Source organism: Janthinobacterium sp. PSRC1-1 (genome assembly GCF_049897525.1).
Lineage (GTDB): Bacteria > Pseudomonadota > Gammaproteobacteria > Burkholderiales > Burkholderiaceae_D > Janthinobacterium > Janthinobacterium tructae.
Window position 1 is genome coordinate 132,613 of record NZ_JAFCWK010000003.1, and the last position, 16,418, is coordinate 149,030.

The window sequence follows — 16,418 nt, forward strand, 5'->3', positions numbered from 1 at the left end:
TGACGCTCCGGCGGACTCAGGCCGGCAAACGGGCCGCCTTGAAGCGCCGCCATGCCTTGTGCATGCGGCCATCGGTGCCCTGCGCCTGCGCGCGCGCCGCCAGATAGCCGCGGATGAAGGCCGCGTGCAGCCGCAGCCCATCCTGGGCGAACTGGTCAGTCTGGTCGGCCTGGGCATCGGGCAATTGCTGCAGCAACCGGTCGGCCACCTGCACGTCGTTGAGCCAGCCCAGTTCATCCTGCAGGGCCGACAAGCGCCCCACATACGGTTGCACGGCGCGCGCGGCAAACAGCGAGGCAAAAAATTCCGTCGCGTAACGCGTCTTCTTGGCCGCGATGCGCACCTGGTGGCGCTGCTGCGGCGAGGCATGCAACAGGCGCTTGCCGCGCTTCATCAAGCGGCGCTGGTCCTTGCGCACGGTAGCATGGGCAAACGGGGAAACGGGCGCGTCCAGCCGCCGCAATTGGCGCACGGAACAGCTGTCGCGCCAGGCGCGCGCCTGCAGCCAGCGCTGCAAGGCCAGCATGCAAGCCGTGCAGCGCGCCGAGGTGACGGCCTGGGCGGCCTGTACATGCTTGAGGCGTGCCTGCGCGTGCGCTGCCTGCGCCAGCGCTGCCGCATCCGCTTGCGCCTCGCCGTCGAGTTGCGCCAGGGTATTGCCAGCGAGCACATCCCAGTCGCGCGCCTCGCCCAGCGCGCCGCCCAACCAGTCGAGTTCGCTCTTCAAGGCGTCCGGCAGCGCCAGCAGGGACTTGAACATGCCCAGCGCCGAGCGCAAACGGCGTAGTCCCACGCGCATCTGGTGCACGCTTTCCACATCCGCGCCCCCCGCCACGCCATCCTGGTTGCCGCTGACCTGTTCCAGGCAATTGCCGGCGATGGCCAGGAACGCTTGCTCCACCGACATCGCCGCGTCCAGCGCCAGGGGCTGCGCCTTGACGGCGCGCACAGGCTGCGGTGCGGCGAGGCGGTAGCCGCGTTCCGCCTTGCTCATGTGGCCCAGCTGCAGCGGCACCTCCTGCAGCAGCGCCAGCGCCACGTCGAACAGGCTGGCGGCCTGCCCCTGCTTCAACTCCAGCTCGATCTCGCTGACGGCCACGCTGTGTAGGACACCATTGGCACCATCGGCACCGTCCGCACCGCTTTCAATGACGCCCTGGTCCAGCACGCATTCGATCTGGTCGCCCTGCGGCGTGCGCAACTGCCAGACGGTGCGCTCGATGCGGGTGGTAAACACGGGCCGCAAGGCGTCGCGGATGGCATCCTGGCGCAGCAGCGCGCGGATGGGCTGCTTGCGGCCGATGGCAGCGTCGAGCGCGGCGAGGTCCGGCTGCGGCCCCGGCACCTCGCCTTCCCATTCGTGGCGGCTGTGCAAGCCGCCGCTGACCGTGCCGCCCGCCTTCAGGGTTTGCACCCAGCGCCCGTCCACCTGGCGCACGCGCAAGCCCGCCTGCTGGCGGCACAGCTGCAAATCGGGCGTATCGACATAGATATCGTGCATCTGCAGCACCAATGGTCCTTGCGCGGACTGCGCCAGCAACGGGTGCGCGCGCAGCCGGGACGCGTCTTGCGGCGCCAGCAGCAATTTCAATTCGATTTCCATGACCGCTCCTTGCGAGATTCCTCAACGCCTATTGTAAGGCGCGTCCCGTCGCGCGCAAGGCGCATACACACACACCTTGATTTTGCGCCAGAATAGGCGATTCATTGACAAGGAGACGCCATGACCTACCACGCCGCCGAAAACCGCTATGACAGCATGCCATACCGCACCTGCGGGCGCAGCGGGTTGAAACTGCCGCTGCTGTCCCTGGGACTGTGGCACAACTTTGGCGACAGCAACCATCTGGCTTCGCAGCGCGACATGCTGCGCACGGCCTTCGACCTGGGCATCACGCATTTCGACCTGGCCAATAACTACGGCCCGCCGTATGGCAGCGCGGAAAGCAATTTCGGCAAGCTGCTGCGCGACGATTTTTTACCATACCGCGATGAACTGATCATTTCCACCAAGGCGGGCTGGGACATGTGGCCCGGCCCATACGGCCAGGGCGGCGGTTCGCGCAAATACGTGCTGGCCAGCCTGGACCAGAGCTTGCGGCGCCTGGGCCTCGATTACGTCGACATCTTTTACTCGCACCGCTACGACGCCGACACGCCGCTGGAAGAAACCATGGGCGCACTGGCGACCGCCGTGCAGCAGGGCAAGGCACTGTACGTGGGCCTGTCCTCCTACTCGCCGCAAAAGACGGCCGAGGCGGCCGCCCTGCTGAAAGAGTGGAAAGTGCCGTGTCTGATCCACCAGCCGGCCTACAACATGCTCAACCGCTGGATCGAGGAAGACGGCTTGCTCGACACCCTGCAAGAGCAAGGCATGGGCTGCATCACGTTCACGGCGCTGGCGCAGGGACTGCTCAGCGACAAGTACCTGGACGGCGTGCCGCAGGATGCGCGCGTCAACCGCCCTGGCGGCGGTTCGCTGACGCAACAGCACCTGAGCGCGGAAAACCTGGCCCGCGTGCGCGCGCTGAACCAGATCGCCGCGCAGCGGGAGCAAACCCTGGCGCAGATGGCGCTGGCCTGGGTGCTGCGCGATCCCCGCGTCACGTCGACCCTGATCGGTGCCAGCAGCAGCGCGCAAATCCGCGAAAACGTGGCCGCGCTGCAGCAGCTGTCGTTCACGCCCGATGAATTGGCCGCCATCGACGTGCAGGCGCGCGAAGGCCATATCAACCTGTGGGAAGGCCCGTCGCGGGCCGTGTAAGGCGTTCACGGCGGCGCTGGCGGCGACAGGGGCGGGGGCAGCAGGGCCAGCAGTTCCTGCGCCACCTGCCGGCGCCGTTCGGGCGTCGCGTACACGCCCACGTCCACCTGCGCGCCGCCCGCACCGCTATCGTTGATGTGTATCAACTGGCGCGGCCCTTGCGGCATCGCGATGCGCGTGCGCCACGGCGAAAAATGGTGGCGCCGGCAGTGGCCGGCGCTGACCTGTTCGACGATCAGCTCGCCGTCGCGCAGGGCGATGTGCTCATAGTCGCGCGCATGGCGCAGGTAATGCTGCAAGGCGATGGCCACCAGGCCCAGTTCGGCGAACGAAAAGACGGGAATGGTCCAGATGCCGCGCAGCGCAAAGGCGGCGGCGATCGTCAGGGAAAACAGGCATAGCAAGCCATAGGCGCGCAGCAACTGGCGCGCCGTCAAGGCACTGTGGCGCGCCAGCAGCCATTGCGGCTGCTCGCGCGAGTGATCGCGTGGCATGATGCCTCCCGCACTCTTTCCCCATCACCGCAGCGGCCCTTGCCGCCGCAGGTTCAGCCAGGTCGTTCAGCCAGCGTGCGCCCGGCTCAGGCGCCCATGCGCACCAGCGCATGGCCCACATGCTGCCACCAGTGATCGCGCGACTTGACCTGCTTCAGGCAAGACGTGTCGATTTCCGCAGGGAAGACGCGATCCTGGCACGCCTTCGTTGCCAGGGCATAGCGCTGGTTCTCCGCCGCCGCCAGGGCCACGACGAGCCAGAACGCCAGCGCCAGCAACACCACCAGCACACTCCAGGCCAGGTGATTGGTGTTACTTTTTACGCCAAAAAACTCGCGTGGCCGCGTCTCGCGGTACATCAACATCAAGTCTTTTTCTTTCTCTTGCGACATCTGCGTTTGCATCCTCTGACATCCTATCCTGTGCCGGCCGGCTGGCCATGGCGGCGCGCACGCCGGCTTGCCTGCATTTTACGCTGATGGCGCAGGAGGGACAGTACTTCGTGGAGGCAATTCGTCCTCGCCTTCCTCTGCCGGCGGTACGGGCGCCAGGCGTTCCACATGATCGACGTCGATGTCGCCGCCATCGGCTACCCCGTTGTGCGGCTCCACGCCGGCCCGCTCGCCCGTGCCGGCCGCATCGCTGTCGTTGTCGAGCTCTTCCGCATCCTGACCAGGCACGCCCTGCATGTCGCTGCCGCTGTCGGAACTGTCGCTCGGTCCCAGCGCGCCCTTGCCGTGACCGCTGCCCAGAACGCGGTCGGGAGTGACGGGCAAATTGTCCGGATCGAGTGTGCTGTTGCTCATGACTGACTCCCGTTGATCAGAAAAACAGCTTACTCCCCTGGACCGGCCAGCGGCGCACGCCTGCACGGCATTTCCCCCGGGGAATTGCGGCATCGCACAACTATTTTCATAAATTACTTCACAAATGTACTATTCATTGCTATAGTTAATTCAAGTAAGCATCTTCTCATCCAGAAATTGCTTCATCGGCGGCACGGCGCCCACCAGCGCCATGCCGCCGAACCGACCGGTACGTGGCGAGCCGGCCCATCCACCCAGCCATCATGCACATATTGGAGTCTTATCATGCAAGCCAAATCACTGATCGCAACATTGTTTGCCATCACCACCGCCACCTCGGCTTTTGCCCAAAGCGCCGCGCCAGCCGCTGCCAGCCAGCAACTCACGCGCGAGCAAGTCACGGCCGAATACATCCGTGCCCGCAACGCCGGCGAAATCGCCACCAGCGAAGTCGACTACCCGAAAATGCCGGCCACCGCCGCCAGCAACGTCACGCGCGAACAAGTCATGGCCGAGTTCTACGCCGCCCGCAAGGCTGGCCTGATCCCGCAAACGGAAGCGGACTTTGATGTCGCGCAAACGACCAGGCACGTCGCGAAATAAGAAACCAGTCAGCCGGTTTCAGTCAGTAACAACTCAGTTGCGGCGTAGCACTCGGGCCACTCCCGAAGCTGCCGCGGCGAGCTGTGATTTCCCCAGCCACACCCCGACACCATCCACCCCGGAGTCCCTGCATGTCCCTGCACCGCCGTCTGCTTGCCGCCAGCCTGATCCTTGCCTTGAGCGCTTGCGCCGACATGGGCCATATCGCGCCGCAATCGGCCATGCTCGACGCCAATAAACTGCAGGCCAGCCAGGCCATGGATGCCGCCGCCAGCGCCGCCATACAATGGCCGCGCGCGCAATGGTGGCAAGACTTGCACGACCCCCAATTGAACCGTTTGATGGAGCAGGCGCTGGCCGACAGCCCCACCCTGCGCGGCGCCCAGGCGCGCGTGCGCCAGGCCGAGGCGCTGGCCGGCGCGGCGGAAGACAAGACCCGCCCGCAGGCCGACGCATCCGTCTCCATCAACCGCGAACTGTATTCGCAGCACGGCAGCACGCCGGCGCCGCTGGCCGGCAATTACGCCTGGCGCAACCAGGCCACCGTCACCGCTTCGTACGACCTGGACCTGTGGGGCCGCAACCGCGCCGCCCTGTCCGCAGCCCTGGGCGACGTGCAACTGGCATCGGCCGAATCGCAGATGGCCCGCCTGGCGCTGGAAACGGCGCTGGTGCGCACCTATATCCAACTGTCGTATGAGTTCCGGGTGCAGGACGTGATCGAACGCAGCCTGGCGCAGCGCGCCCGCATCCTCGACATCACGCGCCAGCGCAAGGCGGCCGGCATCGGCACCGATATCGACGTGGCGCAAATCGAAACCACCCTGCCCGCCGGCCGCCGCCAGCTGGAACAGTCGGCCGAGTCGCTGGCCCTGCTGCGCAACCAGCTGGCCGCGCTGGCGGGCAAGGGTCCGGCCGCCGGTGCGGCGCTCACGCGTCCCGTGCTGCGCCTGGACCAGCCGCTGGCCATTCCCGCCGCCCTGCCGGCCGACCTGATCGGCCGCCGTCCCGACATCGCCGCCCAGCGCTGGCGCGTGGAAGCGGCGGCGCAGCGCATCGACGCCGCCAAGGCCGAGTTCTACCCGAACGTCAACCTGGTGGCCTTCGCCGGCTTCCAGGCCTTCGGTTTCAGCCACTTTCTTGACGCCAACTCGGACATCCGCGGCATCTCGCCCGCGCTGAGCCTGCCCATCTTTGCCGGCGCCCGCCTGCGCGCCCAGCTGGGCAGCCAGACGGCCGTGTACGACGGCGCCGTGGAGCAGTACAACGCCACCGTCATCAACGCCATGTCGGACGTGGCCAACGCCGTCACCCGCGCCCAGTCGCTGGCAAAGCAGCACCAGCTGACCGTGCAGGCGCTGGCCACGGCGCAGCGCGCACGCGACCTGGCGGAAAAGGCCTACAAGGCGGGCATGAGCGACGCCATCGCCATGCTCAACACGCAAGTGGCACTGCTGGCGGAAGAACAGCAGCAGGCGCAAAATGGGGCGCGCGAGCTCGATCTCTACGTTTCCTTGATGAATGCACTGGGAGGCGGGATCTGAGCTTGCAATCCTGGCATTGCCCTAGCTCAACAAGATACAATCGGCACTTTATTCACACATGAAGGAATTGACATGACCGCTTTTGACGCCACCTCCAAGCGGCTGCAAAACATCCGCACGCGCATGCCAGGCTTCCCCATGGAACTGATGCGCCTGTTGCGCATGACGTACCACATTCAAAAAGGCATGAAGGACCTGACCAATGCCGCGCTGAAAAAGCACGACCTGGTCGATGCCAGCTACATGGTGCTGGCCGTGCTGTACGGCACGGATGACGAAACCTCGAACGCCTGCACCCTGGGCATGGCGTGCCATGAAAAGCCGGCCAACCTGACGCGCGTGTGCAACGACCTGGAAACGCGCGGCCTGATCCACCGTGGCACGCGCCCCGGCGACCGCCGCTCGGTGATGATCTCGCTGACCGACAAGGGCCGCGCGCTGATCGAAACGGCGCTGCCCGACGTGTACCAGGAAACCTCGGCCCTGTACGAGGGCTTTACGCAAGAAGAGCTGCAAGTGCTCGACAAGCTGTACGTGCGCCAGTTGCGCAACCTGAATAATCTCAACAACCAGAACTGATAGCCTATCGATGACGCCAGCCACAACACCTACATATGGCCCCCTGAGCCGGGCGGCCCGCTGGCTGGCGCTGGCGCTGCAAGACTGGCGCACGACGGAAGGCGAGCGCTGGATCTACGTCGGCAAGACCCTCATCGCCGCGTTCTGCGCCCTGTGGCTGGCCTACCGCCTGGGCCTCGATTCGCCCAGCACGGCGATGACCACCACCATCATCCTGGCCCTGCCCAGCAGCGGCATGGTGCTGGAAAAAAGCTTTTACCGCCTGTGCGGCACCCTGCTCGGATGCACGGCCGCGCTGACCCTGATCGGCCTGTTCCCGCAGCAGCCCGTGCTGCTGTTCGCCGGCCTGGCCCTGTGGGTGGGCCTGTGCACGAGCGGCTCGGCCCTGCACCGCAACGCCCAGTCGTATGTGTATGTGCTGGCCGGCTACACGGCCTGCATGATCGTGCTGCCCGCCATCGAGCAACCGATGCAGGTGTTCTCGCTGGCCGTCACGCGCGTGGCCGAAGTGGGCCTGGGCATCATCTGCTCGGCCGTCGTCTCCAGCGTGCTGCTGCCGCGCCACCAGGGCACGCAGGTGATGCGCACGGTGCAGGCGCGCTATGGCAAGTTTCTGACCTTTTGCCAGGACGTGCTGCAGCAACAGCTCACGCCGGCGCAGGTGGAGCTGACGCATCTGCAGTTTGCCGCCGACGTGGCGGCGCTGGAACTGGGCCGCTCGGCCGCGCTGTTCGAAGTCACCAGCAAAGTGGGTCACGTGCGTGCGCAAAACCGCAAGCTGCACGCCTTCAACGCCACCTTCATGACGGCGCTGACCACCTTCTATACTTTCCACCGCCTGTTCGACCGCCTGCAGCGCGATGGCGAAACCCGGGTCATGCAGGCGTGCGCGCCCCTGTACGCCATCGTCGCCGAGGCGCTGCAGGCCACGCCGTCGCAAGACTCGCTCGACACCATGCAGCGGTATCTGCAAACGGCGCTGGCGCAGGCGCGCACAGATATTGAAGCGGCGCCAGTCGCGCATGCGCAGCGCATCGACTTCGACACCGTGTGCGAGTTGCTGGAACGCTTCGCGCGCGACATGAGCCGTTTTCACGAAGTGTATTTCAGCCTCGTGCACGACACGCCGCTCGAAGTGAGCACGCCGCAGGCGTACGCGCCGAAGACGCCGCCCGCGCTGGTCATCGCCAGCGGCGCGCGCGCGGCCATCAGCCTGGCCCTGCTGGCGCTGGGCGCCTACTTCCTCGCCTGGCCCTACGCCAGCACGGCGATGCTGATGGCGGCCGTGTTCTGCGCGCTGGCCTCGTCCTCGCCGCGCCCCATCATGATGATCCGGCAAGTGCTGACGGGCTTTTTCATCGCCATGCCGCTCTCGCTCGTGTGCGTGTATTTCGTGCTGGTGCACGGCGACGGCTTCCCCATGCTGGTACTGAGTTTTACACCGTTCCTCGCCGTCGGCCTGTACCTGATGACCAATCCCGCCAAGCTGGGCGTGGGCCTGGGCGTGTCGACTTTCATCACGCAGATGGCGCCGACGAATCTGATGCATGTCGATGGCGCAGCCTTTTTGAACACGGGCATGGCGCTGATCGTCGGCCTGATGCTGGCCGCCCTCGTGTTTGCCGTGCTGCTGCCCGAGCACACGATGGGCCACAAGGACCACATCGGCCGCGCCCTGTGGCGCGAAGCGCTGCATGCGTGCACGGCGCCGGCGCGAAGAGTCAAGCACCGCTTCGACAACCGCGTGCGCGACCTGCTCAGCCAGCTCAATGCGGCGGCCGGACCGGCGCCGGGCGTGGCCACGCGCGCCGTCGTGCGCCAGGCCCTGACCCTGCTGGAAATCGGCCACTCGGTGATCGAGCTGCGCGAACTGATCGCGACCGCCCGCCCGGGCGCCACGCGCCACGCGCTGCAGCAGTGCGTGGAACACATCGCCGGCTGGCTGCGCACGCGCAGCGACACGGCACTGCAAGCGGCGCTGGCCGCCACCCTGCAGGCGGGCGCCGTGGTGCGCGCAGCCCAGGCGGAAGTCGATGCAAGCGCCGAACGCAGCGCGCGTCTGCAGACGGCGCTGGCCGACCTGCATTCGATCTACACCTCATTACTCGACCATATGGCGCCTGGCGCCGGAGACCACCATGCCGCGTGAATTCGCCCTGTTCGGAATTCTGATTCCTACCCTGCTGCCCCTGTTCATCCTCAGCATCGGCCTGCAAACCCTGCTCGACCGCGTGCTGGGCTGGCTGGGCGTATACCGCATGGTGTGGCACCCGTCGCTGGCGCGGCTGTGCATCTTCATCGCCATCTTCGGCGCGCTGGCTTTATCGCTGTACCAATAACCGTCAAATAAAAAAAATGTTCAACCCCATCAAGGAAAGGCTGCCGACATGGTAAGCAAACTGACCCGCTATGCAATCACCCTACTGCTCCTGGCCGCAGCCCTGTGGATAGGCAAGACCGTCTGGGACCGCTACATGGCGTCGCCGTGGACGCGCGACGGCCGCATCAAGGCCGACATCGTCAACATCAGCGCCGACGTGGCCGGCACCGTCACGGACGTGCTGGTGCGCGACAACCAGGTGGTACACAAAGGCGATGTGCTGTTCGTCGTCGACAAGGAGCGCTATGCCAGCGCGCTGGCGCAGGCCGACGCCGTGCTGGCGGCGCAGAGGACGGAGCAAGGCCGCCGCGGCAAGGAAGCGCAGCGGCGCGCCGGCCTGGACGCCAGCATCATCTCGACGGAAAGCCGCGAAAGCGCCGCCTTCGCCGCCAGCTCGGCTACCTCGCAAGTACAGGCCGCCGTGGCCGCGCGCGCGCTGGCGCAATTGAACCTGGAGCGCACCACCGTGCGCGCCCCCGTCAGCGGCTACGTGACCAACCTGAACGTGCACAAGGGCGATTTCGCCGCCGTCGGTGCCCCCAAGCTGGCCGTCATCGACAGCGCCTCATATTATGTCGTCGGCTACTTCGAAGAGACCAAACTGGGCATGCTGGCGCAGGACGACAAGGCGGAAATGAATCTGATGAGCGGCGGCACCCTGCATGGCCACATCGAGAGCATCGCGCGCGGCATCACCGACCGCGACGCCGCCACGGGCCGCGAACTGCTGGCCGACGTCAATCCCACCTTCAACTGGGTGCGCCTGGCGCAGCGCGTGCCCGTGCGCATCCACATCGACGAGCAGCCAGCAGGTCAACTGCTGGTGGCCGGCACCACCTGCACCGTGGTGATCACGCCCCATTCGGCGCCGGCCAAAGCGTAACTTTTAGCGCCCGCCCGCCACGTCGAGGATGCTGCCCGTCACATACGTCGCGCCCGGCCCCAGCAAGTACAGAATCGCGTCGGCGATTTCTTCCGGCTCGCCGCCGCGCTGCATCGGCACGCCGGACGCCAGGCGCGCCACCCGTCCCGGTTCGCCGCCAGACGCGTGGATGTCCGTATAGATGATGCCGGGCCGCACGCCGTTGACGCGGATGCCTTCGGCCGCCACTTCCTTCGCCAGCCCGAGGGTCAAGGTATCGACCGCGCCTTTCGAGGCCGCGTAATCGATGTATTCGCCCGGGGAGCCGAGGCGCGCGGCCACCGACGAGACATTCACGATGCGCCCGCCCTGGCCGCCATTGGCCGTCGACATGCGCCGCACGGCCTGCTGGCAGCACAGGAAATAACTGATCACGTTGGTGCGCAACACGCGCTCGAGGCGCTGCACGGAAATGTCGGCCAGCCGGCATTTCTGCTCCAGCACGCCCACATTGTTGACCAGCGCCGTCAAGGTGCCCAGGCGCGCATCGACTTGCGCAAACAGGCGTTCCACGTCTTGCGCATCGCTGACGTCAGCCTGCACGGCGATCGCTTCGCCGCCGCCAGCGACGATGCGCGCGCACAGGTTTTCGGCCGCCCGCGCATCGCGCACATAGTTGACGCAGACGGCATAGCCCTGGCGCGCCGCCAGCTGTGCAGTCGCCGCACCGATGCCGCGGCTGCTGCCGGTAATCAGGATCACTTCCTTCATCGTTCCTCCGGGATGGTTGTGGCTGCTTGTGGCTGCATCATACGCGGACGAAAAAAAACCCGCGCGCAGCGGGTTTTTCATGCAAACGCCTTCAATTCCTGAAGTGCGTCATGGCGTAGGTCAGATGCTGCCACCAGTGTTCGCGCGACTGCACGGACGCCAGGCATTTCGCATCGACCTCGTTCTTGAACGCGGGGTCCACGCACGCCTTGGTCACCAGCGCATTGCGCTGGTTTTCCACGTTGACGACGGCCAGCGCCAGCCACGCCACGAGGGCGAGGGCCAGTACGCACAAAGTCCAGGGCAGCTGTTTCATGGCGCTCTGCGCTTACTTCTTCGCTGGCGCGGGCGCGCGCTCTTTCAGCGTGCGCGCCACCAGTTCATCCATCACGCGCAGGGTCGCCGCCTGGGTCTGCGGCTCGGACTGGCCCGGACGCGACAGCTGCGACGGCGACGTGACGAAGCGGCCGTCGATGACGATGGTCGGCGCGCTGTCGATCTTGCTGGCGGCGATCAGCTGCTCGTTGCGTTTCAGCTTGGTCTGCACGCCGAAGGAATTGAACATGTCCAGGTATTTCGCCTTGTCGATGCCGTTCTTGACCAGCAGGTCGAGGATGGCGTCATCGCGGTTCAGGCGGTTGCGCTCGACGTGGATGGCGCGGAAGATCTTGTCGTGGAACTGGTCCAGCTGGCCCATCGCTTCCAGGGTGGCATACGCGTGCGCCTGCGGGTCTTTCGGGCCGGAGAAGGCCAGGTGGATGCGGCGGAAGGCGATCTTGTCGCCCTGCTTCTTGACCCAGTCGTGCATCAACGGATCGAGCGCGTAGCAATGCGGGCAGGAATACATGAAGTACTCGACCACTTCCACCTTCTTGCCCGTGTCCGTGCGCACTGGCGTCGGAAGCGTGGTAAAGCCGGTATCGGCAGCCATGGCGCCGCCGGTGGCCGCCACCAGGGTGACGGCGGCAAGCAGGGGACGCAAGAAACGCAGAAAACGCATAATAATCCTTCATCATAAAGTGGTCGTGAACGGGGCGAGATTACCACTTTTTGCGCCGGTCGATGAAGCCCGGGCGGAAAAAAGCCGTATTTGTCGCCCCGCTTGGCGCCCGCTTAAGCCGCATTTAAGCCCCGCTGCGCCCCTGCCTTAGAAATGGTAGCGCGCCGACACGCGCAGCTGGCGCGCATCGTTGAGGTAAATGCTGGAGTGGCAACCAGGCGCATCGCCGTAATGGCGGCGGTTGGCCAGATTGCTGCCGGCCAGTTCCAGCTCCCAGGCGCCGAGCTTGCGCACATAGCGCCCGTCCAAGGTGGCAAACGCGGGCACTTGCGCCAGGCAGCTGCCGGCGAAATCGGGGCCATAGCGCAGGGCGCGCAGCCACTGCACGCCCACGTCGGCACTCGCGCCGGCCGGCCCCGTCCAGTACACGCGCAGGCTGGCCAGGGTCTTGGGCACGAGGGCGATATCCGGGCCGTCGTAGGTGTAATCGTCGTAGCGCGCATGCACCTGGCGCAGCTGCGCGTCGAGGCGCCAGTCGCGCGCCAGCGCCAGGCTGGCCTCGATGGCGATGCCGTCGCGGCGCGAGGGGTCGAGGTTGCCCGCAAAGCCCAGCTGGCCCAGGTTCTGGTCGAAGACGATCTGATTGCTCAGGCGCTCGCTGAAGACGCGCACGGAAGCACTGCGCGCCGCGTCGCCGAAGGTAGCGCCCACCTCCGTTTCGCGCCGCAGCTGTCCCGCCAGGGGACGGTAGCCGGCGCGCGTATAGCCATCGTCATCGATGCGGTAGCTGCGCGCGGCCTTGGCGTACACACTCAGCTGCGGGCGCAGCTGCAGGCTGCCCTGCACGTCCCAGGCGTTCTGGTTTTCCCAGTCGCTGCCGCCGGCGGGCATGTCGGCCGGATCGAGCTGGAACTGTTCATGCCGCAAGCCCAGCAGCAGACGCGGCGCATATGGGCCGCCGAACGCCAGCTCTTCGCGCAGCAGCAGCGCGCGCGAGTACTGGCGGCGCCGTCCATCGCCATCGCGGTCCGAGCGCCGCTCCCACTGCATCAGGTCCAGGCCCACTTCCGTATCCGTGCCCACGCCGCCCACCTTGCCGTAATGGCGCATGCGGGGCGCCAGTTGCCGGCGGCGGCTGCTGTACCGCGATTCGCTGCTGCCCGCCTCGCCCGCATACTGGGCGGTGGCGCGCTTTTCCCGCTGCGACAGCTCCACGCCCAGCTCGACATTGCCCACATAGCGCTGCACGAAGGCGCTGGCGCGCCGCACTTCATAGCGGTACAGGTCTTCCGGGCGGGCCGCCAGCAAGGCCAGGAACGGCGCCTCGGGCGCGCGATAGCGGGTGTCCTGGTTCAACTGGTCGGCGCTGAAGCCGAAACGCCCCTGGCGCAGCTTCCATTCCGCGCCGCCGTTGAAGCCGCGCTGGTGAAACACGCTGCCATCGCGGTAATTGCCATTGCGCAGCCCGTCGACGGCCAGATCGAGCGTCATGCCGTCCTGCTCGCGCGACAGGGCGCCGCGCACACTGTGCTGGCCACCCTGCGCCAGTTCGGTGGACAAGTCGCCATGCGTGACGCCGGCCGCGCCTTGCTGTGCGCACGCCGGCATGGCCAGGGCGCACAGCAGCAAGGTGCGCGTGGCGATGGTCAGGGCGGGAGGGGCAGGCATCATGGCGGCAAGCTCGGTACGCTACCGGGGCACGCACGGTAGTGAAACGGGAGGATGGCAAAAGCGAATCATTATACGCACGGCGCGCGCCGCTGAGGCCGTCAGCTGCCCAGGCGTCCTTCATCGGCCAGGAAGTCGATGAAGGTGCGCACTTTCGAGGACAGGTAGCGGCGGCTCGTGTAGACGGCGTACACCTTGCCGCCCGCCAACTGGTAGCCATCGAAGAGACGCACCAGCCGCCCCGCCGCCAGGTCCGCATCCGTCTGCCACGATGGCAGCAGGGCGATGCCCATGCCGTCGAGCGCGGCCGCATGCAGCAGGCTTTCGTTATTACATTGCAGCACGGGCGTAAACTTCACCGTTTCGCGTCCCTGCGGGCCGTCAAACGTCAATTCATTGCCATTTGACAACAGCGAATAACTGATCATGGCGTGCTGCGCCAGATCCTGCGGCACCACAGGCTGGCCCGCGCGCGCCAGGTAGGCGGGCGCGGCCACCAGGTGAAAGGCGATGCTGCCGATGGGCCGCGCGATCAGCGTCGGCGATGGGGCCTGGCTCACGCGCAGGGCCAGGTCGAAACCCTCTTCCACCAGGTTCACCACGCGGCCGCTCAGGTCGATGTCAAACGTGACTTCCGGGTAGCGCTCGCGGTAAGCCACCAGGGTGCGCGTAAAGATGGCGTTGGCGAACCAGACGGGCGCGCTCAGGCGCAGCATGCCGCGCGGCACCACCGTCGTGCGGCCCACCGTCGCTTCCACCTCGTCGAGGTTGTCGAGCATGTCGCGGCACTGTTCGAAGTACACCTTGCCGATTTCCGTCAGGCTCAGGTGACGGCTGCTGCGGTTCAGCAGGCGCGCGCCCAGGTGGCGTTCCAGGTGCATCACGTGCTTGCTGACCATGGCCGGCGACAGATCGAGGCGCTCGCTGGCGCGCACGAAGCTGTCCAGTTCCACCACGGCGCGAAACACGCGCATGCTGCGCAAGGTATCCATGACCATCCCATCATCAACAAAATGGAAATGATATATCAATAATTGCGATCTTGATCAACTGACCGCGCATGACTATCATCGATAGCATCAGTCATTCCACTCCGGAGCCGCCATGCAAGAGCACACTTTCCCCACCTATTTCCTGTCGCACGGCGGCGGCCCGTGGCCGTTCATGAAAGAGCAGTTCGGCGGGCGCTACGACGTGCTGGAAGCGTCGTTGCAGGATATCCCGCGCCAGATCGGTGCGCGCCCGAAAGCCGTGCTGGTGGTCACGGCGCACTGGGAAGGGCCGCAGTTCCTCGTCTCGGCCAGTCCGCAGCCAGGCATGATCTACGACTATTCGGGCTTTCCTCCGCATACCTACCAGATCCAGTATCCGGCACCGGGCGCGCCGGCACTGGCGGCGCAGGTAAAACAGTTGCTCGATGCGGCTGGCCATCCGGCGCGCCTGGACCACGAACGCGGTTTCGATCACGGCACCTTCAGCGCCCTGTTCCCCATCTACCCGCAAGCCGACATGCCGCTGGTGCAATTGTCGCTGAAACACGGCTACGATCCGCTCACCCACGTCGAGGTGGGCCGCGCGCTGGCCAGCCTGCGCCGGCAAGGCGTGCTGATACTCGGCAGCGGCCTCAGTTATCACAACCTGCGCCAGTTCGGCCAGGCGGGCGCCGTCGCCTCGCACCAGTTCGACGCCTGGCTGCGCCAGACGATGGCCTTGCCGCCAGAACAAAGGCTGGAGCAATTGCTGGCCTGGGACCAGGCCCCCGGCGCGCGCCAGGCCCATCCGCAGGAAGATCACTTGCTGCCGCTGATGGTGGCGCTCGGTGCGGCCGAGCAGGAAGCGGCGCACGTGGTGTACCACGAGGACGATTTCTTTGGCGCGCTGGCGGTGACCAGTTTCAAATTCGGATAATCGGGCAGCGCATGAAAAAAGCGCCGCGACAGTGATGTCGCGGCGCTTTTTGCATGGCTGTCGCTTGAATTACGTGCCGCGCTTGCCGCGCGCCGCATTTTTTGCTTTTTCGGCGGCAATCGCTGCCGCTATGGCCGCTTTTTCCGCCATCTCGGCCGCGTGCTGGGCCAGCAAGGCCGCGCGCGTCTCCGGCGTTTCCAGCGAGATACGACCGAGGATACCGCTGCGGTAGTCGAGCAGCAAGGTGTGCGAGGCTTTCTCGAAATCGTAATCGCCGCCCTTGATGCGGAAACCGCGCTTGGCGGCGATGCCTTCAACCACGCCGATGGCGTCGACTTCATCGACCTTGGTGCCATAGCGCGCCGCCAGCAAGGCCGGATAGCGCTTGAGCAATTCCTCGGCCAGGAACACGGCCACTTCTTCTTCGATCAGCGCGTTCGAGCCGATGGCGTGGCTGGCCGCCAGCATCAGGCCATCGCTGGGGATGGCGATCTTCGGCCACAGCATGCCGGGCGTGTCGACGAGGATGGTGTTCTTGTCCAGATACAATTTCTGCTGCATTTTGGTCACGGCAGGCTCGTCGCCCACCTTGGCCACGCGCTTTTTCAGCAGCGCATTCATCAGGGTCGACTTGCCCACGTTGGGGATGCCCATGATCATGATGCGCAGCGGTTTCGTTGGCACGCCGCGGTGTGGCGCCAGCGATTTGGCCAGCTCAGGGATACGCGCCACGTCGCCCGGCTTCTTGGTCGTCATCGCGTACGCGGTCACGCCTTCCTGGGCATTGAAATAGGCGACCCAGGCGGCCGTGGCGGCAGGATCGGCCAGGTCGGTCTTGTTGAGGATCTTCAGGCAAGGGCGCTGGCGGAACAGGCGCAACTCGTCCACCATGGGATTGCAACTGGCTGCCGGCAGGCGCGCGTCCACCACTTCAATCACCAGGTCGGTGTTTTCCATGGTCTCGGCCGCTTTCTTGCGGGCCGCGTTCATGTGTCCTGGGTACCATTGTATCGCCATGCTCTTGCCTTCAGTTCGTTCA

At 65.8% G+C, this 16,418-nt stretch carries 18 protein-coding genes; 8 read left to right on the forward strand and 10 right to left on the reverse strand.

All coding sequences use genetic code 11. The features are described from left to right. Positions 1-16: 16 nt before the first annotated feature. A complete protein-coding gene (locus ACP7DW_RS07035) occupies positions 17-1,603 on the reverse strand; it encodes a CHAD domain-containing protein (protein WP_426054769.1) in 1,587 nt (528 codons plus the stop codon). A 120-nt stretch (positions 1,604-1,723) separates the two neighbouring features. Here ACP7DW_RS07035 and mgrA point away from each other — a divergent pair, with 120 nt between their 5' ends. Next, positions 1,724-2,764: an L-glyceraldehyde 3-phosphate reductase gene (mgrA, locus tag ACP7DW_RS07040; protein ID WP_426054768.1), complete on the forward strand. Its 1,041-nt coding sequence runs from the start codon at positions 1,724-1,726 to the stop codon at positions 2,762-2,764. 5 nt (positions 2,765-2,769) lie between these two features. On the opposite strand, the gene ACP7DW_RS07045 is transcribed toward mgrA, so the two are convergent. The 3 genes from ACP7DW_RS07045 to ACP7DW_RS07055 all read right to left on the reverse strand — a co-directional run bounded on the left by ACP7DW_RS07045 (position 2,770) and on the right by ACP7DW_RS07055 (position 4,064). After that, a complete protein-coding gene (locus tag ACP7DW_RS07045; protein WP_426054767.1) occupies positions 2,770-3,258 on the reverse strand; it encodes a DUF2244 domain-containing protein in 489 nt (162 codons plus the stop codon). A gap of 86 nt (positions 3,259-3,344) precedes the next feature. Continuing rightward, the gene (locus ACP7DW_RS07050) at positions 3,345-3,662 is read right to left on the reverse strand and encodes a hypothetical protein (RefSeq protein WP_298408507.1); all 318 of its coding nucleotides are present in this window, start codon (positions 3,660-3,662) and stop codon (positions 3,345-3,347) included. Positions 3,663-3,728: 66 nt separating this feature from the next. Beyond that, the gene (locus tag ACP7DW_RS07055; protein ID WP_426054766.1) at positions 3,729-4,064 is read right to left on the reverse strand and encodes a hypothetical protein; all 336 of its coding nucleotides are present in this window, start codon (positions 4,062-4,064) and stop codon (positions 3,729-3,731) included. A 285-nt stretch (positions 4,065-4,349) separates the two neighbouring features. On the opposite strand from ACP7DW_RS07055, the gene ACP7DW_RS07060 reads away from it, so the two are divergent. The 6 genes from ACP7DW_RS07060 to ACP7DW_RS07085 all read left to right on the forward strand — a co-directional run bounded on the left by ACP7DW_RS07060 (position 4,350) and on the right by ACP7DW_RS07085 (position 10,053). Next, complete coding sequence (locus tag ACP7DW_RS07060) at positions 4,350-4,667, forward strand: DUF4148 domain-containing protein (RefSeq protein WP_426054765.1); 318 nt, start codon at positions 4,350-4,352, stop codon at positions 4,665-4,667. 131 nt (positions 4,668-4,798) lie between these two features. Continuing rightward, on the forward strand, positions 4,799-6,211 hold the full coding sequence (locus ACP7DW_RS07065) for an efflux transporter outer membrane subunit (protein WP_426054764.1): 1,413 nt from the start codon (positions 4,799-4,801) through the stop codon (positions 6,209-6,211). Between the two features lie 72 nt (positions 6,212-6,283). After that, entirely contained in the window at positions 6,284-6,790 is a 507-nt protein-coding gene (locus tag ACP7DW_RS07070; RefSeq protein WP_099760264.1) for a MarR family winged helix-turn-helix transcriptional regulator, read from the forward strand. A gap of 10 nt (positions 6,791-6,800) precedes the next feature. Continuing rightward, positions 6,801-8,939, forward strand: a complete 2,139-nt coding sequence (locus ACP7DW_RS07075) for an FUSC family protein (RefSeq protein ID WP_426054763.1) — start codon at positions 6,801-6,803, stop codon at positions 8,937-8,939. Then, positions 8,929-9,129: a DUF1656 domain-containing protein gene (locus ACP7DW_RS07080; RefSeq protein ID WP_101484274.1), complete on the forward strand. Its 201-nt coding sequence runs from the start codon at positions 8,929-8,931 to the stop codon at positions 9,127-9,129. The genes ACP7DW_RS07075 and ACP7DW_RS07080 overlap by 11 nt, the downstream gene beginning before the upstream one ends. Positions 9,130-9,177: 48 nt before the next feature. After that, positions 9,178-10,053 (forward strand): efflux RND transporter periplasmic adaptor subunit, encoded by an 876-nt coding sequence (locus ACP7DW_RS07085; protein WP_426054762.1) that lies wholly within the window; start codon positions 9,178-9,180, stop codon positions 10,051-10,053. Between the two features lie 3 nt (positions 10,054-10,056). On the opposite strand, the gene ACP7DW_RS07090 is transcribed toward ACP7DW_RS07085, so the two are convergent. The 5 genes from ACP7DW_RS07090 to ACP7DW_RS07110 form a co-directional block, all read right to left on the reverse strand. Beyond that, a complete protein-coding gene (locus tag ACP7DW_RS07090; protein WP_426054761.1) occupies positions 10,057-10,803 on the reverse strand; it encodes an SDR family oxidoreductase in 747 nt (248 codons plus the stop codon). 91 nt (positions 10,804-10,894) lie between these two features. After that, the gene (locus tag ACP7DW_RS07095) at positions 10,895-11,119 is read right to left on the reverse strand and encodes a hypothetical protein (protein ID WP_426054760.1); all 225 of its coding nucleotides are present in this window, start codon (positions 11,117-11,119) and stop codon (positions 10,895-10,897) included. A 12-nt stretch (positions 11,120-11,131) separates the two neighbouring features. Further along, positions 11,132-11,803 (reverse strand): thiol:disulfide interchange protein DsbA/DsbL, encoded by a 672-nt coding sequence (locus ACP7DW_RS07100; RefSeq protein ID WP_298400639.1) that lies wholly within the window; start codon positions 11,801-11,803, stop codon positions 11,132-11,134. 147 nt (positions 11,804-11,950) lie between these two features. After that, entirely contained in the window at positions 11,951-13,474 is a 1,524-nt protein-coding gene (locus tag ACP7DW_RS07105) for a TonB-dependent receptor domain-containing protein (RefSeq protein WP_426054759.1), read from the reverse strand. A 98-nt stretch (positions 13,475-13,572) separates the two neighbouring features. Next, on the reverse strand, positions 13,573-14,463 hold the full coding sequence (locus tag ACP7DW_RS07110; protein WP_426054758.1) for a LysR family transcriptional regulator: 891 nt from the start codon (positions 14,461-14,463) through the stop codon (positions 13,573-13,575). A 112-nt stretch (positions 14,464-14,575) separates the two neighbouring features. On the opposite strand from ACP7DW_RS07110, the gene ACP7DW_RS07115 reads away from it, so the two are divergent. Continuing rightward, on the forward strand, positions 14,576-15,379 hold the full coding sequence (locus ACP7DW_RS07115) for a DODA-type extradiol aromatic ring-opening family dioxygenase (RefSeq protein ID WP_426054757.1): 804 nt from the start codon (positions 14,576-14,578) through the stop codon (positions 15,377-15,379). 69 nt (positions 15,380-15,448) lie between these two features. Here the strand turns inward: ACP7DW_RS07115 and ylqF are convergent, their stop codons facing one another. Continuing rightward, a complete protein-coding gene (gene ylqF / locus ACP7DW_RS07120) occupies positions 15,449-16,396 on the reverse strand; it encodes a ribosome biogenesis GTPase YlqF (protein WP_426054756.1) in 948 nt (315 codons plus the stop codon). Between the last annotated feature and the right edge of the window lie 22 nt (positions 16,397-16,418).